The organism is Streptomyces sp. NPDC051909 (assembly GCF_040681095.1).
GTDB lineage: Bacteria > Actinomycetota > Actinomycetes > Streptomycetales > Streptomycetaceae > Streptomyces.
This window is the reverse complement of record NZ_JBFAYA010000003.1, coordinates 308,442-326,861: the sequence shown is the minus strand read 5'-3', so window position 1 is coordinate 326,861 and position 18,420 is coordinate 308,442. Positions and strand designations below refer to the sequence as shown.

Genomic DNA, 18,420 nt, shown 5'->3' with positions numbered 1-18,420 from the left:
CTGTTCGAACACCGCCGCATCGCGCGGAACGTTACCGTATCGCGATCAGATGACCACTTCGACGCCCTCACCGGGCGGATTACCTGATACCCGTTCGGACTCAAGAGCGTTCTGCAGGATGATCACAGCGGCGGCCTGGTCGATCACGGACCGCCCCTTCTTGGACTTCACGCCCGAGGCCCGCAGGCCCTGCGTCGCGGTCACCGTGGTCATCCGCTCGTCGACGAGCCGGACCGGGACCGGGGCGATGCCCTTGGCCATCTCCCGGGCGAAGGCCCGGACCTTGGTCGCGGCCGGGCCCTCCCGCCCGCTGAGCGAGCGGGGCAGGCCCACGACGACCTCGATCGGCTCGTACTCCTCGACGATCTGGCGCAGCCGCCGGTGGGCGGCCGGGACGTCACGCCCCGGCACGGTCTCCACCGGCGTGGCCAGGACCCCGTCGGGGTCGCACGAGGCGACCCCGATGCGGGCGTCCCCGACGTCGACGGCGATCCGACGTCCTCGGCGCATCGTCACGCCGTCTCCGTCACGAGACGCTCGACGGCGGCCATGGCCTCGCCGACGGCCTCCGGGTTCTGGCCTCCGCCCTGGGCGACGTCCGGCTTGCCGCCACCGCCGCCGCCGAGGGTCTTGGCGGCCGTGCGGACCAGCTCGCCGGCCTTGAGGCCGCGCTCGCGGGCGGCCTCGTTGGTGGCGATGACCGTGAGCGGCTTGCCGTTGGCCGTGGTGAACAGGGCCACGACGGCCGGGCGGTCCGAAGGGATGCGGCCGCGCACGTCGAGGACCAGCTTGCGCAGGTCGTCGGCGCCGGTGCCGTCCGGGACCTGACCGGTCACCAGGGCGACGCCGCGGATGTCGCGGGCGGAGTCGACCAGACCGGCGGCGGCCTGCAGCACCTTCTCGGCGCGGAACTTCTCGATCTCCTTCTCGGCGTCCTTCAGCTTGCCGAGCATCGAGGAGATCTTCTCCGGCAGCTCCTCCGGGCGGCCCTTGACCAGCTCCTGGAGCTGGGCGACGACCGTGTGCTCACGGGCCAGGAAGTTGTACGCGTCGACGCCGACGAGGGCCTCGATGCGGCGCACGCCGGAGCCGATGGAGGACTCGCCGAGCAGCTTCACCAGACCGAGCTGGGCGGTGTTGTGCACGTGGGTGCCGCCGCACAGCTCCTTGGAGAAGTCGCCGATGGTGACGACGCGGACCTGCTCGCCGTACTTCTCGCCGAACTCGGCGATGGCGCCCTGGCGCTTGGCCTCGTCGATCGGCATGACCTCGGCGTGCACGTCGAGCTCGCGCGAGAGCACCTCGTTGATCTTCTGCTCGACGTCGGTGAGGACGGCGCCGGGGACGGCGTTCGGCGAGCCGAAGTCGAAACGGAAGCGGCCCGGGGAGTTCTCCGAACCGGCCTGGGCGGCGGTCGGGCCGAGGGCGTCGCGCAGCGCCTGGTGGGTCAGGTGGGTGGCGCTGTGGGCGCGGGCGATGGCCCGGCGGCGGCGCACGTCGATGGCGGCGTAGGCGGTGGCACCCACGGTCACCTCGCCGACCTGCACCGAACCCTTGTGCACGGAGACGCCGGGGACCGGCTGCTGCACGTCGCGGATCTCGATGACGGCGCCAGAGTGCAGCCTGATCCGGCCGTGGTCGGCGAGCTGGCCGCCGCCCTCGGCGTAGAACGGGGTGCGGTCGAGGACGACCTCGACGTCGTCGCCCTCGGAGGCGGCCGGCGACGGGACACCGTTGACGAGCAGGCCGACGACCGTGGTCTCGCCCTCGGTGTTGGTGTAGCCGGTGAACTGCGTGGCACCGGCGGTGTCGGCGATCTCGCGGTACGAGGTGACGTCGGCGTGGCCGGTCTTCTTGGCCTGGGCGTCGGCCTTGGCGCGCTCCCGCTGCTCCTTCATCAGGCGGCGGAAGCCGTCCTCGTCCACGGAGAGGCCCTGCTCGGCGGCCATCTCCAGGGTGAGGTCGATCGGGAAGCCCCAGGTGTCGTGGAGCAGGAAGGCCTTCTCGCCGGCGAGGACCGTGCCGCCGGCGGCCTTGGTCTCGGTGACGGCGGTGTCGAGGATGTTGGTGCCGCCCTTGAGGGCCTTGAGGAACGCGGCCTCCTCGGCGAGGGCGACGGTCTCGATGCGCTTGCGGTCGGTCTCCAGCTCCGGGTACTGCTCGCCCATCGTCTTGATGACCGTGTCGACGAGCTCGCCGACGACCGGGCCGGTGGCACCGAGCATGCGCATGTTGCGGACGGCGCGGCGCATGATGCGGCGCAGCACGTAGCCGCGGCCCTCGTTGCCGGGGGTGACGCCGTCGCCGATGAGCATGACGCTGGTGCGCATGTGGTCGGCGACCACGCGCAGCGAGACGTCCGAGTCGTGGGCCTTGCCGTAGGCGACGCCGGTGAGCTCGGTGGCCTTGTCGATGACGACCTTGAGGGTGTCGGTCTCGTACATGTTCTGCACGCCCTGGAGGATCATCGCCAGGCGCTCGAGACCGAGGCCGGTGTCGATGTTCTTGGACGGCAGGTCGCCGAGGATCTCGAAGTCCTCCTTGCCGATGCCCTGGCCCCGCTCGTACTGCATGAAGACGAGGTTCCAGATCTCGACGTACCGCTCGTCGTTGACGGCCGGGCCGCCCTCGACGCCGAACTCGGGGCCGCGGTCGTAGTTGATCTCGGAGCAGGGGCCGCAGGGGCCGGGGACGCCCATGGACCAGAAGTTGTCCTTCTTGCCCAGGCGCTGGATGCGCTCGGCGGGGACGCCCACGACGTCGCGCCAGATCTGCTCGGCCTCGTCGTCGTCCTGGTAGACCGTGATCCAGAGCTTCTCCGGCTCGAGCCCGTAGCCGCCGTGCTCGACCGGGGTGGTCAGCAGCTCCCAGGCGAGCTTGATGGCGCCTTCCTTGAAGTAGTCGCCGAAGGAGAAGTTGCCGCACATCTGGAAGAACGTGCCGTGGCGGGTGGTCTTGCCGACCTCTTCGATGTCGGGCGTGCGCACGCACTTCTGCACGCTGGAGGCGCGCGCGAAGGGCGGCTTGACCTCACCCAGGAAGTAGGGCTTGAAGGGCACCATGCCGGCCGGGACGAGGAGCAGAGTCGGGTCGTCCGCGATGAGCGACGCCGAAGGGACGACGGTGTGCCCGCGCTCCTCGAAGAAGCTCAGCCAGCGGCGGCGGATTTCAGCCGACTCCATCAGTGGTCCTCATTCCGGTTGTGAGACTTGTGCGAAAACGAATAGGTGGTGGTCGTGTCTTCGGCGGCGCGGCCGCCGAGCTCCGCGCGGCGGCGCGGGCCGGGCAGTTCGCGCTCCTGCTCCACGGGCGGCGGGGCGTCCAGGCCCAGGGCCGCGCCGAGCTCGGCCTCCCGCTGGAGCATGGTCGCCCGCACGTCGAGGGCGAAGTCCTTGAGCCGGTGGCCGGTCTCGACGGCCTTGTTCGCCGCCTGTGCGGCCAGGCTCTCCGGGGTCAGCTGCTTGAGCTTCCGGTTGACCTTGGTGGTGGCCCACACACCGGCGGCCGCGCCCGCGGTGAACCAGAACGTACGGCGGAACATCGTGCTCAGCCCTTCTGCTTCCGGCGTCTCGCGGACGGCACGGTACGACCGACGATCACAGTACGCCGGTCGGCCTCGGGGGGCGCGTCCTGGCGGTCCCGGTCCCGGTCCCGGCCCAGCGCCCGGCGCACCCCGTAGCCGAAGGCCGCGACCTTGACGAGCGGGCCGCCGAAGGTGGAGGCCACGGTGCCGGCCAGCGCGGAGGCGTTGGAGGTGACCTCCTGGACGTCGGACGCGATGGCGTCGACCTTGTCCAGCTGGGTCTGCGCGGAGCGCACGGTCGCGGAGGCGTCGGCGAGCAGCGGGACGGCCTTCTCGGTCACGTCCGCGACGAGCCTGGTGGTCGCCCGGAGCGTCTGCGCCAGCCTCACCAGCACCACGGCGAGGAAGGAGACGAGGATCGCCCAGAACACGGCCACCAGGATCCCGGCAACCTCACCACCGGTCACGCTGCACCGCTCTCTGCTGTCGTCGGGTCCCGGACGGTCGTCGGACCCGTGTGTACACGTCCTCCGACCCTATCGCGCCCGCGGTCCGCGACCGCACCGCATTACCGCCTGTGGGAGGGGAGTTGCGCAGGCCGATTGTACGGAGTGCGCGCGGATGAGTACGCTCCGTGTGCCATGCGACGGAGCGATCTCCCGGCGGAGCTGAACCGGTTCGTGGGCCGGACCGCCGAACAGGACCGACTGGCCCGGATGCTCGCCGAGTTCCGGCTGGTCACGGTGGTCGGAGTGGGCGGGGTGGGCAAGACACGCCTTGCGGTGCGGGCTGCCGCGGCGTCGCAGAAACGCTACGTCGACGGGGTGCGGCTCGCGGAGCTGAGCGCGCTGCGCGGCCCGGGCCTGGTCGCCCACGCCCTGGTGGAGGCGCTCGGCCTGACCGACCACACGGCGCGCCCGCCGCGCGAGGTGCTGCTCGAGCACCTGGCGGAGCGGCGGCTGCTCCTCGTGGTGGACGGCTTCGAGCACCTGGTCGAAGAGTGCGCGGGGCTGCTGCGGGAGCTGCTCGCCCGGTGTCCGGGGCTCACCGTGCTCGCGGCGGGCCGCCGGCCGCTGCGGGTGGACGGCGAGGCGGTGTGCACGCTGGCGCCGATGGGCGCGGCGGACGCGATGGAGCTGCTCGCGGGGCGGGCCGCGGAGGCGGGTGCGGGCCCGGACGCGGGCGGGGACCCGGAGACCCTGCGGGAACTGTGCCGGCGGCTCGACGGGATCCCGCTGGCTCTCGAACTGGCGGCGGCGCGGCTGCCGCTGCTCACGCCGGAGCAGCTGCTCCGGCGTCTGGAGGACCGTTTCCGGCTGCTCGACGGCGGGCGGCGCGGCGCACTCCCCCGGCATCAGACGCTGCGCACGGCGATCGGCTGGAGCCATGAGCTGTGCACGCCGGAGGAGCGGCTGCTGTGGGCGCGGCTCTCGGTCTTCGCCGGTCCCTTCGACCTGGAGGCCGTGGAGTACGTGTGCGGGGGCCCCGAGCTGCCGGCGGACCGGGTGCTCGACGTGCTCGGCGAGCTCCTCGCACAGTCCCTGGTGACCCGCGAGTCCACGGCGGCGGGCCCGCGCTACCGGATGCTCGACACGGTCGGGGCGTACGGGGCGGAGTGGCTGGCGGCGCTCGGCGACACCGAGCGGATGCGGCGCCGCCACCGGGACTGGTACATGGGCCTGGCCACTTGGTGCGAGCTGGAGTGGTTCAGTCCCCGGCAGGCGGAGGTGGCGGCGGCCACGGACGTGGCGCTGCCGAATCTGCGGGCGGCGCTGGAGTTGTGTCTGGAGTCGGCGGAGGACTCTGCGCTCGCCCAGCATCTGGCGGGCACGCTGTGGTTCTACTGGGCGGGCTGCGGGCGCCTTTCAGAGGGCCGGCACTGGCTGGACCGGGCGGTGACGGCCTGCGCGCACCAGCCGGTGGCGCTGCACGAGGAGGCGCGGCTCAAGGCCCTGTGGGTGCTCGGGTACGTGGCGATCCTGCAGGGCGATCCGACGGCGGCGGTGGCGGCGCTGCACGAGTGCGGGGAGCGGGCCCGGATCACCGGGAACGCGCTGGCGGAGGCGTACGCGACGCACCGGATGGGGTGTCTGGCGCTGATCTCGGACGAGCTGCCGCGGGCCGAGGAGCTGATCGGTCGGGCGCTCGACGCCTATCGCGAGCTGGGCGAGCTGAACAGCAATGTGCTGATGGGGCAGGTGGAGCTGGCGATGGCGCGGGCCTTCCAGGGGGATCTGGAGAGTGCGGTCGCGCTGTGCGCCGAGGTGCGGGAGGTCTGCGAGGAGCGCGGGGAGCGGTGGACCCGGGCGTACGCGCTGTACGTCCTGGCGTACGCGGCGCTGACGGACGGCGATCCGCTGTCGGCGCGGGAGCTCCTCACCGAGTGCGTGACGATCAACCACGCGTTCCACGACCTGGTGGGTCTGGTGCTCGGGATCGAGCTGCTCGCGCTGGTGACGGCGGTCGAGGGGGATCCGACGGAGGCGGCGCTGCTGCAGGGGGCGGCGGCACCGGTGTGGCAGGCGGTGGGGTTGCCGCTGTTCGGTTCGAGCAACTTCAACGGGGCCCGGGCGCTGTGTGCCCGGCAGGCGGGCGAGCTGCTCGGCGGGGAGGCGTACGGCGCCTGGTACGGCGAGGGCGAGCGGTTGTCGCTGGACGCGACGGTGGACCGGGCGCTCGCCGAGCGCCGGGATCCGGCCGCCGGGGAAGGGGCGGGCGCGGCGGCCCCGCGCCCCTTCCGTACCGGACGGGCACCCGTCCCGGACACGCGGAAGCCCGCCGGCTCCCCCACCGTGTCGGGTGGGGAAGCGGCGGGCTGAACACCGCGGAGGTGGTACTAGCGCTCGCTGAAGATCAACGGGCGTAGTACTCGACGACCAGCTGCTCGTCGCAGACGACCGGGATCTCCTTGCGGTTCGGGTCGCGGTCCAGGCGGAAGGCCAGGGCCTTCAGGTTGACCTGCAGGTAGCGCGGGGTCTCGCCGTCGGGGGCGAAGCCACCCTCGCGGGCCACCTGGAACAGGGTCTTGTTGCGCGACTTCTCGCGGACCATCACGACGTCGTCGGGACGGACACGGAAGGACGGCTTGTCGACCTTGCCACCGTTGACCTGGATGTGGCCGTGGACGACCATCTGGCGGGCCTGGTAGATGGTGCGGGCGATGCCCGAACGCAGGACCAGGGCGTCGAGGCGACGCTCGAGCTCGACGACCAGCGCCTCGCCCGTCTTGCCCTCGGCCTTCTTGGCGCGGTCGTAGGCGCGGGCCATCTGGCGCTCGCTGATGTCGTACTGGGCGCGCAGACGCTGCTTCTCGAGCAGACGGACCTTGTAGTCCGAGTTCTGCTTGCGGCCACGGCCGTGCTCGCCCGGCGGGTAGGGGCGGGCCTCGAAGTACTTGACGGCCTTCGGGGTCAGCGCGATGCCGAGGGCACGCGACTTCTTGACCTTGGGACGGGACTGGTTCGGCATGAACCAACCTCTCTCACTGTTTCGAATACGGCTTCACCAGGGTTAGGGAGGTCGCAATCCGCAGCCGGGAAACCCGTCGGGTCCGCAAGGGACCTGCCGGGCAGCCGCTCCCAGGTCTGGGCACATACGTGCAGCACGCGAACGACCCACCGCCCGCTCCGGGAATCCCGGTGGTGGTGGGTTGCCCGCGACACCTTCGAAGGTGCGCGACGCTCCTGGAGACCCCGCCCGAAGACCGGGACTCCGGCTGTCCGTCCTGTTCTGGTGATGCCGGCCGGAGCCGGACACAGGACGCAGCACTTCGGATCAGTGTACCGGGTCCGCCGGGCGCCTCGCGCCGGGCCCTCTCAGCCGCCCTCGCCCCTCAGGCGCTCCCGCACCTTCTCGACCACGTCCGCGTAGCGCGCCTCCGCGCCGTAGCGCGTCGGCTCGTAGTACTGCTTCCCGTGGACCGAGTCCGGCGCGTACTGCTGGCTGGCGATGGCCCCCGGCACGTCGTGCGGATACACATAGCCCTGGGCGTGGCCCAGCTTGGCGGCGCCCTTGTAGTGGCCGTCGCGCAGATGGGGCGGTACGGGGCCGGCCAGACCGCCCTGGACGTCCGCGCGGGCGGCGAAGATCGCGTTCGTCGCCGCGTTGGACTTCGGGGCGAGCGCCAGGGCGATGGTGGCGTGGCTCAGGGTCAGCGCCGCCTCGGGGAAGCCGATCATGGCGACGGCCTGGGCGGCGGCGACGGCCAGCGGCAGTGCGTTCGGATCGGCGAGGCCGATGTCCTCGCTGGCCGAGATCATCAGGCGCCGGGCGATGAACCGCGGGTCCTCCCCCGCCTCGATCATCCGGGCCAGATAGTGCAGCGCCGCGTCCACGTCGGAGCCGCGGATCGACTTGATCAGCGCGCTCGCCACGTCGTAGTGCTGGTCGCCGTCCCGGTCGTACTTCACGGCCGCCCGGTCGACGGTCTCCTCGACCGTCTCCAGGGTGATGGTCTTCTCCTGCTTGGCGAGGGCCGCGCCGGCCGCCGCCTCCAGGGCGGTCAGGGCACGCCGGGCGTCCCCGCCTGCGATCCGCAGCAGGTGCGCCTCGGCGTCCTCGTCGAGCCCGACGGCCCCGCCGAGCCCCCGCTCCTCGTCCAGGGCGCGGTGCAGCAGTCCGCTCAGGTCGGCGTCGGTGAGCGGCTCCAGGGTGAGCAGGAGGGAGCGGGAGAGCAGCGGGGAGATCACCGAGAAGTACGGGTTCTCGGTGGTGGCGGCGATCAGGGTCACCCAGCGGTTCTCGACGGCCGGGAGGAGGGAGTCCTGCTGGGCCTTGGAGAAGCGGTGGATCTCGTCGAGGAAGAGGACGGTCTCCTTGCCGAAGCCGCCGACGGCACGGCGGGCCCCGTCGATGACGGCCCGGACCTCCTTGACGCCCGCGGTGATCGCGGACAGCTCCACGAAGCGCTTGTCGGTGGCCTTGGAGACCACGTAGGCGAGGGTGGTCTTGCCGATGCCGGGCGGGCCCCAGAGGATCACCGAGGACGCGCCCGCCGGTCCGCCCGAGCCGTCGCCGACCAGGCGGCGCAGCGGGGAGCCGGGCTTCAGCAGATGGCTCTGCCCCACGACCTCGTCGAGGGTGCGCGGACGCATCCGCACGGCCAGCGGGCTGCTGGCCGGGTCCTTCTCCTGGCGTTCTTCGGCTGCTGCGGTGAAAAGGTCGGGCTCCACGGAAGAGAAGCCTAAGTCAGAGCACTGACAGTCCGTGTGGCTCGGCCCGGGCTCAGCCGGTCGCTCAGCTGGTCCAGAAGTCCCACCAGCGGGTCAGGATCAGCATGCCGATGATGCCGATGTGCAGCACCGGGAGCACCCAGGTGAACTCGGCGAAGAAGGTGCGCAGGCCGGCCGGCGCGGGCAGCACCCCGCCCAGCACGTTGTGCGAGGTCACGTACCAGAACATGACGATGGTGGCGACCCAGGCGAGAACGCACCACAGGCACAGCGCGTTGATCTCGTACAGGGACTGCTGCATCAGCCAGGTGCAGAAGCCGACGCCGAAGAGGGTGCCGGCGTTGAGCCCGAGCCAGTACCAGCGGCGGTAGCGGGCGCCGGCGAGGAGGCCGACGCCGATCGCGATCACCACGGAGTAGGTGACCAGGCCGAGCATCGGGTTCGGGAAGCCGAAGACCGAGGCCTGCTCGCTCTTCATGATGTTCCCGCAGGACACGATGGGGTTGAGGCTGCACCCGGGGACGAAGTTCGGGTCTTCCAGGAGCTTGAACTTGTCGATGGTGATGACCCAGGCGGCGAGCAGTCCCGCCGCCCCGGTGATCACCAGGAGCCAGGCGAAGGCACGGCTCGCGCCGATGGTGCGGGAGTCCTCCCGCCCGGCGGTCCCGCTCGCGGCCGCTGCGTTGGTCATGTCGCTCACTCGCTCTTCGTCGATTCCGCTGACGGGGCATGGCCTGGGCACGGCCGGGGGTACGGACATTCTGCCGCACCCGGCCGTACGGACGGTGTGAGCGAACGCGGAGGGCCCCCGGCACACGGCCGGGGGCCCGCTCGCACGTACAGCGCTTCCGGATCAGGCGAGCTTCGCCTTCACCGCGTCGACCAGCTCGTCGAGCGCGACCGCCGTCTGCTCGCCGGACTCCATGTCCTTGAGCTGGACGACGCCCTCGGCGAGGTCGCGCTCGCCGGCGACGAGGGTGAAGCGGGCGCCGGAGCGGTTGGCGCTCTTCATGTGGGCCTTGAGGCCCTTCGCGCCATAGCTGAAGTCCGTGGCGACACCCTCCTTGCGGAGCCGCGTGACGAACCCGAACAGCACCTTGCGCGCCTCGTCGCCCAGCGCCACCGCGAAGACGCTGGTGGCCGGCGGGATGTCGAGCTCGATGCCCTCGGCCTCCAGCGCCAGCACCGTGCGGTCCACGCCGAGCGCCCAGCCGACGGACGGCAGCGCGGGGCCGCCGATCATCTCCGACAGACCGTCGTAGCGACCGCCGCCACCCACCGCGGACTGCGAGCCGAGACCGTCGTGGACGAACTCGAAGGTGGTCCGGGTGTAGTAGTCCAGGCCACGGACCAGCTTGTCGTCGTCCTCGAAGGTCACGCCGGCCGCGGTGAGCAGCTCACGCACCTCGGAGTGGTACGCCTTGCACTCCTCGCACAGGTAGTCCTTCAGGAGCGGGGCGTCGACGAGCTGCTTCTGGACGTCGGCGCGCTTGTCGTCGAGCACCCGCAGCGGGTTGATCTCGGCGCGGCGCAGCGTCTCCTCGTCGAGGTCGAGGCCGCGCAGGAAGGTCTGCAGGGCCTCGCGGTAGACGGGACGGCACTGCTTGTCGCCGAGCGAGTTCAGCAGGATGCGGAACTCACGCAGCCCGAGCGAGCGGTAGGCCTGGTCGGCCAGGATGATCAGCTCGGCGTCGAGCGCCGGGTCCTCGGCGCCGATGGCCTCGGCACCGACCTGGGAGAAGTGGCGGTAGCGGCCCTTCTGCGGACGCTCGTAGCGGTAGTACGAGCCGCTGTACCAGAGCTTGACCGGCAGTCCGCCGGCCTTGTGCATGTTCGCTTCCAGAGCCGCCCGCAGCACGGAGGCCGTGCCTTCGGGACGCAGGGCGAGATTGGAGCCGCCCTTGGTCGTGAGGGTGTACATCTCCTTGGTCACGATGTCGGTGGACTCGCCGACACCGCGCGCGAACAGGTTGACGTCCTCGAAGCCGGGGGTCTCGACGTAGCCGTATCCGGACTTCCGGAGGGGCGCGGAGATCGCGTCGCGGACAGCGAGATAGGTCGCCGAGAACGGCGGGATGAGATCGAAGGTGCCCTTGGGGGCCTTGAAGGTGCTCACGAAAGTCTTGTCACATTCCTCGTCGGGGAGCCTGGGTCTCGCTCCCGAGACCGGAGGCCACCTGCCGCAGATACGGGTTGGTGGCGCGCTCCTGGCCGATGGTCGTCTGGGGACCGTGGCCGGACAGGACGACGGTCGAGTTCTCGAGCGGCAGGACCACGCGGGTCAGCGATGCGAGCATCTCGTCCATGTCACCGCCGGGCAGGTCGGTGCGTCCGATGGAGCCGGCGAACAGCAGGTCGCCGGAGAAGAGGACGGAGGGGATCTCCGTGGTCTCCGGCGTCCGGAAGGTCACCGACCCCTTGGTATGGCCGGGCGCGTGCGCGACGGAGAAGTCGAGGCCCGCGAGCTTCAGCGCGGCACCGTCGGTGAGCTCGTGCACGTCGTCCGGCTCGCCCACGGTCAGCTCGCCCATGAGGGGCATCCCGATGGAGCGGCCGAGGGCCTTCTCCGGGTCGCTCATCATGTACCGGTCGGCAGGGTGGATCCACGCGGGTACGTCATGGGCGCCGCAGACCGGGACGACGGAGGCGACGTGGTCGATGTGGCCGTGCGTGAGGACCACGGCGACGGGCTTGAGCCGATGCTTCTTCAGCGTCTCCTCGACTCCCTGGGCCGCCTGGTGGCCCGGGTCGATGATGACGCACTCCTCGCCCGCGGCGGGGGCGACCACATAACAGTTGGTCCCCCAGGCCCCGGCGGGGAACCCGGCAATCAGCACGATCGTCCTTATTTGTCGTCCGGCAGTTGGCTGCGCCGGCGCGGAACGCAGCGGAATGCAGCAGATCAGAGCCTACCGGCGGTGCGTATTCCACAGCCAACCCGTATACGGTACGGGCACATCCGACCAGGACAGGAACACCCGATCGAAAGGGAGCGGACCCGGTGGTCACCAGCGATCAGCGGCGGCGGCAGCTCGCCAGGGAGAAGTACGCGCGGCAGCAGCAGCGGCGTGCCGAGGCGCAGCGCAAGGCGCGCCGGAACACCGTCATCGCCTCGTCGCTCGCGGTGGTGCTCGCCGCAGGCCTCGCCGTATGGGCCTCGGTGGCCCTGACCGGCGACAACGACGCGAAGAGCGACAGTGCGGCGACCGCGAGCGACACCCCGAGCGCGGAGCCGACGCCCTCGGCGCAGCCCGAGCCGGCGATGTCGATCGACCAGAAGGCCACGTACACGATGGCCCTCAGCACGAACGTCGGCGACATCAGGGTCACGATGGACGCGGCGAAGGCCCCGCACACCGTGAACTCCTTCAAGCACCTCGCCGACAAGAAGTACTTCGACGGGACCAAGTGCCACCGTCTCACCACCTCGGGCATCTTCGTGCTCCAGTGCGGCGACCCGAAGGGCGACGGCACCGGCGGCCCGGGCTACTCGATCCCGGACGAGAACCTGAACGGCCTCGGCAAGGCGGGCCAGGACGGCTCGGTCACCTTCCCGAAGGGCACCGTGGCGATGGCCAACGCCGGCCCGAACACCGGCGGCAGCCAGTTCTTCCTCGTCTACAAGGACACCAAACTCCCGCCGAACTACACCCCGTTCGGCACCTTCGACGCGGACGGCCTGAAGGTCGTCGAGGACGTGGCGAAGGCGGGCGTCCAGGGCGGTGCGGGCGACGGCGCGCCGCAGAAGGCGGTCACGATCGAGAAGGCCACCGTCGCCAAGAAGTGAGTGCGGAGGCGGCCCGGCGACCACACCTGCGTACGACCGTTGAATTTCGGTCGCGCTGAGTGCGGACAGCCGGGCCGCCGTTCGCCTAGATTGGCGTTGTGCAGCGCAGGCCGACGGCCGCGCTGTGGAGGGCGGGCGAGACCCGCCGGGAAACCGTGGACGATGCCCGGGGGCCGAGGCCCCCGCGACGGCATCATGTGGAGGAGGCGCTGTGAGCAGCGACCCGTGGGGCCGCGTCGACGAGACGGGCACCGTGTACGTGCGTACGGCCGAGGGCGAGCAGGTCGTCGGATCGTGGCAGGCCGGCACCCCTGAGGAGGCGCTGGCCTACTTCGAGCGCAAGTACGAGGGGCTGGTGGTCGAGATCGGCCTCCTCGAGAAGCGGGTGCGGACCACCGACCTGTCGGCCAAGGACGCCACGGCGGCCATCGAGCACATCCGGCAGCAGGTCGAGGAGCACCACGCGGTGGGCGACCTCGCCGCGCTGAAGGTCCGGCTCGACAAGCTGACCGAGTCGGTGGAGTCGCGCCGCGAGGAACGCAAGGTCCAGAAGGCGAAGCAGGCCGACGAGGCGCGCTCCGCCAAGGAGGCGCTGGTCACCGAGGCCGAGGAGCTGGCGCAGAGCGAGCAGTGGCGCGCCGCGGGCGAGCGGCTGCGGGCCCTGGTGGACACCTGGAAGGGTCTGCCGCGGCTCGACCGCAAGTCCGACGACGAGCTGTGGCACCGCTTCTCGCACGCCCGCTCGGCGTTCTCCAAGCGCCGCAAGGCCCACTTCGCCGCGCTCGACGCGCAGCGCGAGGACGCCCGTAAGACCAAGGAGCGTCTGGTCGCCGAGGCCGAGTCGCTGTCGAACTCGACCGACTGGGGTGCGACGGCCGCCCGCTACCGCGAGCTGATGGCGGACTGGAAGGCGGCGGGCCGGGCCCAGCGCGAGCACGAGGACGACCTGTGGAACCGCTTCCGCGGCGCCCAGGACGTGTTCTTCGCGGCCCGCAGCGAGGTGTTCGCCGAGCGCGACGCCGAGCAGGTCGAGAACCTCAAGCTGAAGGAGGAGCTCGCGGGCGAGGCGGAGAAGCTGGTCCCGGTCTCGGACCTGAAGGCCGCCCGGGCCGCCTTCCGCTCGATCAACGAGCGCTGGGAGGCCATCGGCCATGTGCCGCGCGACGCCCGCCCGAAGGTCGAGGGCCGGATGCACGCGGTGGAGCGCGCCATCCAGGACGCCGAGGAGAACGAGTGGCGTCGCACCAACCCGGAGGCCCGCGCCCGTGCGGCCGGTCTGACGGGCCAGCTCCAGGACGCGGTCGACAAGCTCCAGAAGCAGATCGACACGGCCCGCGCCGCCGGCAACGACGCCCGGGCCGACAAGCTCGCCAAGGAGCTGGAGGGCCGCCAGGCCCTGCTGGACCAGGCGCTGAAGGGCCTGCAGGAGTTCGGCGGCTGACGCCGGCCCCGTAGCGGTACGAGGAGGGCCCCCGGCACACGCTGTGCCGGGGGCCCTCCTCGTACCTGCTCGTACGACGCGTACGCCGTTACGGCCTGCGCGCGCTGGTCACGCGGTACACGTCGTACACGCCCTCCACGCCCCGTACCGCCTTCAACACGTGCCCCAGGTGCTTGGGGTCGCCCATCTCGAAGGTGAAGCGGGAGGTGGCCACGCGGTCGCGGGAGGTCTGGACGGCGGCCGAGAGGATGTTGACGTGCTGGTCCGAGAGGACCCGGGTGACGTCCGAGAGGAGGCGCGAGCGGTCCAGGGCCTCGACCTGGATGGCGACCAGGAAGACGGAGGACTGGGTAGGGGCCCACTCGACCTCCAGGATCCGCTCGGGCTCCCGGGACAGGGACTCCACGTTGACGCAGTCGCTGCGGTGAACCGATACGCCGCTGCCGCGGGTGACGAAGCCGATGATCGGGTCGCCGGGCACCGGGGTGCAGCAGCGGGCCAGCTTCACCCAGACGTCCTCGACGCCCCTGACCACCACGCCCGGGTCGGCGTTGGAGCGGCGCTTGGCGCGGCCGCGGGTCGGCGGGGCGGCCTCGGCGATGTCCTCGGTCGCGGCCTCCTCGCCGCCGAGGGCCTGGACCAGCTTCTGCACGATGGACTGGGCGGTGACATGGCCCTCGCCGATCGCCGCGTACAGGGACGAGATGTCGCTGTAGCGCAGCTCGTGGGCGAGGGTGACGAGCGAGTCGCCGGTGAGGATGCGCTGGATCGGCAGGTTCTGCTTGCGCATGGCCCGCGCGATGGCGTCCTTGCCCTGCTCGATGGCCTCGTCGCGGCGCTCCTTGGAGAACCAGGCGCGGATCTTGTTGCGGGCGCGCGGCGACTTGACGAAGCCCAGCCAGTCCCGGGAGGGCCCGGCGCCGGCGGCCTTGGAGGTGAAGACCTCGACCAGGTCGCCGTTGTCGAGGGTGGACTCCAGCGGCACCAGGCGCCCGTTGACCCGGGCCCCTATGGTGCGGTGTCCGACCTCGGTGTGGACGGCGTAGGAGAAGTCGACCGGGGTGGCGCCGGCGGGCAGCGCGATGACATCGCCCTTGGGGGTGAAGACGAAGACCTCGTTGCGCGAGAGGTCGAAGCGCAGCGACTCCAGGAACTCGCCCGGGTCCTCGGTCTCCTTCTGCCAGTCGAGCAGCTGGCGCAGCCACGCCATGTCGTTGAGGTGGTCGTCCTTGCCGGCGTTCTTCGGCACGTCGGTGCGCACCTTGGAGGCGCCCGCGACGGCCTCCTGCTTGTACTTCCAGTGCGCGGCGATGCCGTACTCGGCGCGGCGGTGCATGTCGAAGGTGCGGATCTGCAGCTCGACCGGCTTGCCGTTGGGGCCGATGACCGTGGTGTGCAGCGACTGGTACATGTTGAACTTCGGCATCGCGATGTAGTCCTTGAACCGGCCGGGGACCGGGTTCCATCGCGCGTGGACGGTGCCGAGGGCCGCGTAGCAGTCGCGGACGGTGTCCACGAGCACGCGGATGCCGACCAGGTCGTAGATCTCCGCGAAGTCCCGGCCGCGGACGATCATCTTCTGGTAGACGCTGTAGTAGTGCTTCGGCCGGCCGGTGACGGTGGCCTTGATCCGGGCGGCCCGCAGGTCGGCCTGGACCTCGTCGGTCACTATCGCGAGGTACTCGTCCCGCTTGGGGGCGCGCTCGGCGACGAGCCGGACGATCTCGTCGTACATCTTGGGGTAGAGGATCGCGAAGGCGAGGTCCTCCAGCTCCCACTTGATGGTGTTCATGCCCAGCCGGTGCGCCAGCGGGGCGTAGATCTCCAGGGTCTCGCGGGCCTTCTTCTCCTGCTTCTCCCGCTTGAGGTAGCGCATGGTGCGCATGTTGTGCAGGCGGTCGGCGAGCTTGATGACGAGGACCCGGGGGTCCTTGGCCATGGCGACGACCATCTTGCGGACGGTCTCGGCCTGCGCGGCCTCGCCGAACTTGACCTTGTCGAGCTTGGTGACGCCGTCGACGAGGAGGGCGACCTGGTCGCCGAAGTCGCGGCGCAGGTCCTCCAGGCCGTACTCGGTGTCCTCGACGGTGTCGTGGAGGAGTCCGGCCATCAGGGTCGCCGGGTCCATGCCCAGCTCGGCGAGGATGGTGGTGACGGCGAGCGGGTGGGTGATGTAAGGGTCGCCGCTCTTGCGCTTCTGGCCGCGGTGCCAGCGCTCCGCGACCTGGTAGGCGCGCTCGATCTGGCGCAGGGTCGCCGTCTCGATCTTCGGGTCGTTGGAGCGGACGATCCGCAGCAGCGGTTCGAGGACCGGGTTGTACGGGGAGGAGCGCTGGACGCCGAGCCGGGCGAGCCGGGCGCGGACGCGGCTGGAGGAGCCGCCGGAGCGGGCGGGCGGGGCCGGCGTGGGCCGGGCGGACGGGGCCGGAGCCGGCGCCGCGGGACGGGGCTTGGTCTCCGCGGGCGGGTTCTTGGGCGCGGCGGTGCCCGGCGCGGCCTGGTCGGCCTGCTTGTCGGGCTGCGCGGCGGAGAGTGGCTGGGCCTCGTCTGGCAAGAGCGCTCCTCTGGCGGTACCCCCGGACGGAGTCTGGGGGAGCTTCCGGGTCCCCCGGTCAGGCCCGGAAAGGCCATCGTATCGACCTGGGAGCGCCGGTGCTCACGCGCCTGAGAGCTGAGACGGCACCGGGACCCGTTCCGGGCTCTGTCCGAAAAACGACGGGGGCGGCCCGGGGATTCCCCGGGCCGCCCCCGTCGTCCGGGTCCGGCGCCGTGCGGACGCGCCGGTCGCGACGCGAAGCCGCCCCGGCGGGAGGCTGTGGGCCTCGGCCGGGGCGGCTTCGGTGCGTTCGGTGCGGGTCGGACGTGGCCCGTCAGACCGTGATGAGCGCGGTGAGCGGCGCGCCGCCGAGGGCGGGCTCCAGACGGGCCCGGCCCGGCAGGAAGCCGAGCTCCATGAGGACGGCGACGCCGGCGACCTCGGCCCCGGCGCGCCGGATGAGCTCGATGGAGGCCTCGGCGGTGCCTCCGGTGGCGAGGACGTCGTCGATGACCATGACGCGGTCGCCCGCGGCCAGGTCCTCGGCGTGCACCTCGATCTCGGCGGTGCCGTACTCCAGCTCGTACGCCTGCCGCAGGGTGGCCCCGGGCAGCTTGCCGGCCTTGCGGACCGGGATGAAGCCCAGGCCCGCGCGGACGGCGACGGGCGCGGCCAGGATGAAGCCGCGGGCCTCCAGGCCCACGATCTTCGTGGCGCCGTGCGCGGCGCACAGCTCGGCCAGCTCGCCGGTGAGCGCCGTGAACGCCTCCGGGTCCGCGAGCAGCGGGGTGATGTCCTTGAACAGCACCCCGGGCTTCGGGTAGTCGGGGACGTCCCGGATACGGCTGAGGAGCAGCTCGGTGATGCTCTGCGCCTCGGCCGTCATCCGCGCCGCCCGGAGGACCGGCCGCGGCGGCCGTGCTGGCCGACGACGGCCGGCTCGGCGCCCGTGTCGTCCGCCAGGTCGGCGCCGTCGGGCTCGTCGCCCTTGGCGGCCGCGGCGGCCCGCTTGGCGAGGACGCGCTTGCGCAGGGCCTTCATCGCCGGCTCGCGCTCCTTGAGGTCGGCGACGAGCGGGGTGGCGATGAAGATCGAGGAGTACGCACCGGCGGCGAGACCCACGAACAGCGACAGCGAGATGTCGTTCAGCATGCCGGCGCCGAGGACGCCGCCGCCGATGAACAGCAGGCCGGCGACCGGGAGCAGGGCCACGACCGTGGTGTTGATCGAACGGACCAGGGTGCCGTTGATCGAGCGGTTCGCGACGTCGCTGTAGGTCCAGCGGGTCTGCTTGGTGATGTCCTTCGTCTGCTCCTTGAGCGAGTCGAAGACGACGACCGTGTCGTAGAGCGAGTAACCGAGGATCGTCAGCAGACCGATGACCGTGCCGACCGTGACCTCGAAGCCGACCAGCGAGTAGATGCCGACGGTGATGGTGAGGTCGTGGATCAGCGCGACGAGCGCCGCGACGGCCATCCGCCACTCGAAGGCGATCGCGAGGTAGATCACCACGAGGATCATGAAGATCCCGAGGCCGGTCCAGGCCTTGTTGGCGATCTGCTCGCCCCAGCTCGGGCCGACGAGCTCGGCGGCGATCTTCGGCTCGGGGACGTTCAGGTCCTTGGCGAGCTCGGCGCGGACCTGGTCGGACTTGGCGGTGTCGAGGCCGCCGACCTGGATGCGCAGGGCGCCGCTGCCGAGCTTCTGGACGACCGCCGGGTGGCCGGAGGCCTCCTCGGCGTACTCCTGGGCCTGCGAGACGGAGACGGGCGTCTTCGGGGTGGTGAAGACGGCGCCGCCCTGGAACTCGATGCCCATGTTCAGGCCGCGCACCGCGAGGGCGACGATGGCCGTGATGGTGATCAGGATCGAGATGCCGTACCAGATACGGCGGTTGCCGATGAAGTCGTAGCCGACCTCACCGCGGTGCAGTCGGGCGCCGAGATCGCCGAGCTTCGACAT

General features: G+C 71.3%; 15 protein-coding genes. 3 read left to right on the top strand and 12 right to left on the bottom strand.

Going from position 1 to position 18,420, the window contains the following annotated elements:
* Nucleotides 1–45: 45 nt before the first annotated feature.
* Genes ruvX through AB0M18_RS07030 form a run of 4 tightly spaced genes read right to left on the bottom strand, consistent with a single transcriptional unit; the run spans nucleotide 46 to nucleotide 3,990 of the window.
* On the bottom strand, nucleotides 46–510 hold the full coding sequence (ruvX, locus tag AB0M18_RS07045) for a Holliday junction resolvase RuvX (RefSeq protein ID WP_123954413.1): 465 nt from the start codon (nucleotides 508–510) through the stop codon (nucleotides 46–48).
* Nucleotides 511–512: 2 nt separating this feature from the next.
* The gene (alaS, locus tag AB0M18_RS07040) at nucleotides 513–3,182 is read right to left on the bottom strand and encodes an alanine--tRNA ligase (RefSeq protein WP_365755772.1); all 2,670 of its coding nucleotides are present in this window, start codon (nucleotides 3,180–3,182) and stop codon (nucleotides 513–515) included.
* Nucleotides 3,182–3,541: a hypothetical protein gene (locus tag AB0M18_RS07035; RefSeq protein WP_365755771.1), complete on the bottom strand. Its 360-nt coding sequence runs from the start codon at nucleotides 3,539–3,541 to the stop codon at nucleotides 3,182–3,184. The genes alaS and AB0M18_RS07035 overlap by 1 nt, the downstream gene beginning before the upstream one ends.
* Before the next feature lie 5 nt (nucleotides 3,542–3,546).
* Nucleotides 3,547–3,990 carry a DUF948 domain-containing protein gene (locus tag AB0M18_RS07030; RefSeq protein ID WP_365755770.1) on the bottom strand — a complete coding sequence of 148 codons (444 nt, stop codon included), beginning with the start codon at nucleotides 3,988–3,990 and terminating at the stop codon, nucleotides 3,547–3,549.
* 174 nt (nucleotides 3,991–4,164) lie between these two features.
* On the opposite strand from AB0M18_RS07030, the gene AB0M18_RS07025 reads away from it, so the two are divergent.
* The gene (locus tag AB0M18_RS07025) at nucleotides 4,165–6,342 is read left to right on the top strand and encodes an AAA family ATPase (protein ID WP_365755769.1); all 2,178 of its coding nucleotides are present in this window, start codon (nucleotides 4,165–4,167) and stop codon (nucleotides 6,340–6,342) included.
* Nucleotides 6,343–6,376: 34 nt separating this feature from the next.
* Here AB0M18_RS07025 and rpsD read toward each other — a convergent pair whose 3' ends face one another.
* The 5 genes from rpsD to AB0M18_RS07000 form a co-directional block, all read right to left on the bottom strand.
* Entirely contained in the window at nucleotides 6,377–6,991 is a 615-nt protein-coding gene (gene rpsD, locus AB0M18_RS07020) for a 30S ribosomal protein S4 (protein ID WP_265867159.1), read from the bottom strand.
* Nucleotides 6,992–7,338: 347 nt separating this feature from the next.
* On the bottom strand, nucleotides 7,339–8,694 hold the full coding sequence (locus AB0M18_RS07015) for a replication-associated recombination protein A (RefSeq protein WP_365755768.1): 1,356 nt from the start codon (nucleotides 8,692–8,694) through the stop codon (nucleotides 7,339–7,341).
* Nucleotides 8,695–8,758: 64 nt separating this feature from the next.
* Nucleotides 8,759–9,385, bottom strand: coding sequence for a vitamin K epoxide reductase family protein (locus AB0M18_RS07010; RefSeq protein ID WP_365755766.1), 627 nt, complete (start codon nucleotides 9,383–9,385; stop codon nucleotides 8,759–8,761).
* A gap of 162 nt (nucleotides 9,386–9,547) precedes the next feature.
* On the bottom strand, nucleotides 9,548–10,810 hold the full coding sequence (gene hisS / locus AB0M18_RS07005) for a histidine--tRNA ligase (protein ID WP_365755765.1): 1,263 nt from the start codon (nucleotides 10,808–10,810) through the stop codon (nucleotides 9,548–9,550).
* Between the two features lie 10 nt (nucleotides 10,811–10,820).
* A complete protein-coding gene (locus tag AB0M18_RS07000; RefSeq protein ID WP_365755764.1) occupies nucleotides 10,821–11,531 on the bottom strand; it encodes an MBL fold metallo-hydrolase in 711 nt (236 codons plus the stop codon).
* A gap of 164 nt (nucleotides 11,532–11,695) precedes the next feature.
* On the opposite strand from AB0M18_RS07000, the gene AB0M18_RS06995 reads away from it, so the two are divergent.
* Together AB0M18_RS06995 and AB0M18_RS06990 are read left to right on the top strand one after the other, a co-directional pair.
* Entirely contained in the window at nucleotides 11,696–12,481 is a 786-nt protein-coding gene (locus AB0M18_RS06995) for a peptidylprolyl isomerase (RefSeq protein ID WP_365755763.1), read from the top strand.
* Between the two features lie 211 nt (nucleotides 12,482–12,692).
* On the top strand, nucleotides 12,693–13,922 hold the full coding sequence (locus tag AB0M18_RS06990; protein WP_365755762.1) for a DUF349 domain-containing protein: 1,230 nt from the start codon (nucleotides 12,693–12,695) through the stop codon (nucleotides 13,920–13,922).
* Nucleotides 13,923–14,010: 88 nt separating this feature from the next.
* Here the strand turns inward: AB0M18_RS06990 and AB0M18_RS06985 are convergent, their stop codons facing one another.
* The 3 genes from AB0M18_RS06985 to secF all read right to left on the bottom strand — a co-directional run bounded on the left by AB0M18_RS06985 (nucleotide 14,011) and on the right by secF (nucleotide 18,420).
* Entirely contained in the window at nucleotides 14,011–16,476 is a 2,466-nt protein-coding gene (locus tag AB0M18_RS06985) for a bifunctional (p)ppGpp synthetase/guanosine-3',5'-bis(diphosphate) 3'-pyrophosphohydrolase (RefSeq protein WP_365755761.1), read from the bottom strand.
* Between the two features lie 316 nt (nucleotides 16,477–16,792).
* On the bottom strand, nucleotides 16,793–17,344 hold the full coding sequence (locus AB0M18_RS06980; RefSeq protein ID WP_365755760.1) for an adenine phosphoribosyltransferase: 552 nt from the start codon (nucleotides 17,342–17,344) through the stop codon (nucleotides 16,793–16,795).
* Nucleotides 17,341–18,420 carry a protein translocase subunit SecF gene (secF, locus tag AB0M18_RS06975; RefSeq protein WP_365755759.1) on the bottom strand — a complete coding sequence of 360 codons (1,080 nt, stop codon included), beginning with the start codon at nucleotides 18,418–18,420 and terminating at the stop codon, nucleotides 17,341–17,343. Before secF ends, AB0M18_RS06980 begins: the two co-directional genes overlap by 4 nt.

Bases quoted from the DNA above. Each gene is read 5' to 3' on its own strand.
- AB0M18_RS07035 (WP_365755771.1), bottom strand. From the start codon at position 3,541: ATGTTCCGCCGTACGTTCTGGTTCACCGCGGGCGCGGCCGCCGGTGTG.
- alaS (WP_365755772.1), bottom strand. From the start codon at position 3,182: ATGGAGTCGGCTGAAATCCGCCGCCGCTGGCTGAGCTTCTTCGAGGAG.
- AB0M18_RS06980 (WP_365755760.1), bottom strand. From the start codon at position 17,344: ATGACGGCCGAGGCGCAGAGCATCACCGAGCTGCTCCTCAGCCGTATC.
- AB0M18_RS07025 (WP_365755769.1), top strand. From the start codon at position 4,165: ATGCGACGGAGCGATCTCCCGGCGGAGCTGAACCGGTTCGTGGGCCGG.
- ruvX (WP_123954413.1), bottom strand. From the start codon at position 510: ATGCGCCGAGGACGTCGGATCGCCGTCGACGTCGGGGACGCCCGCATC.
- rpsD (WP_265867159.1), bottom strand. From the start codon at position 6,991: ATGCCGAACCAGTCCCGTCCCAAGGTCAAGAAGTCGCGTGCCCTCGGC.
- AB0M18_RS07010 (WP_365755766.1), bottom strand. From the start codon at position 9,385: ATGACCAACGCAGCGGCCGCGAGCGGGACCGCCGGGCGGGAGGACTCC.
- secF (WP_365755759.1), bottom strand. From the start codon at position 18,420: ATGTCGAAGCTCGGCGATCTCGGCGCCCGACTGCACCGCGGTGAGGTC.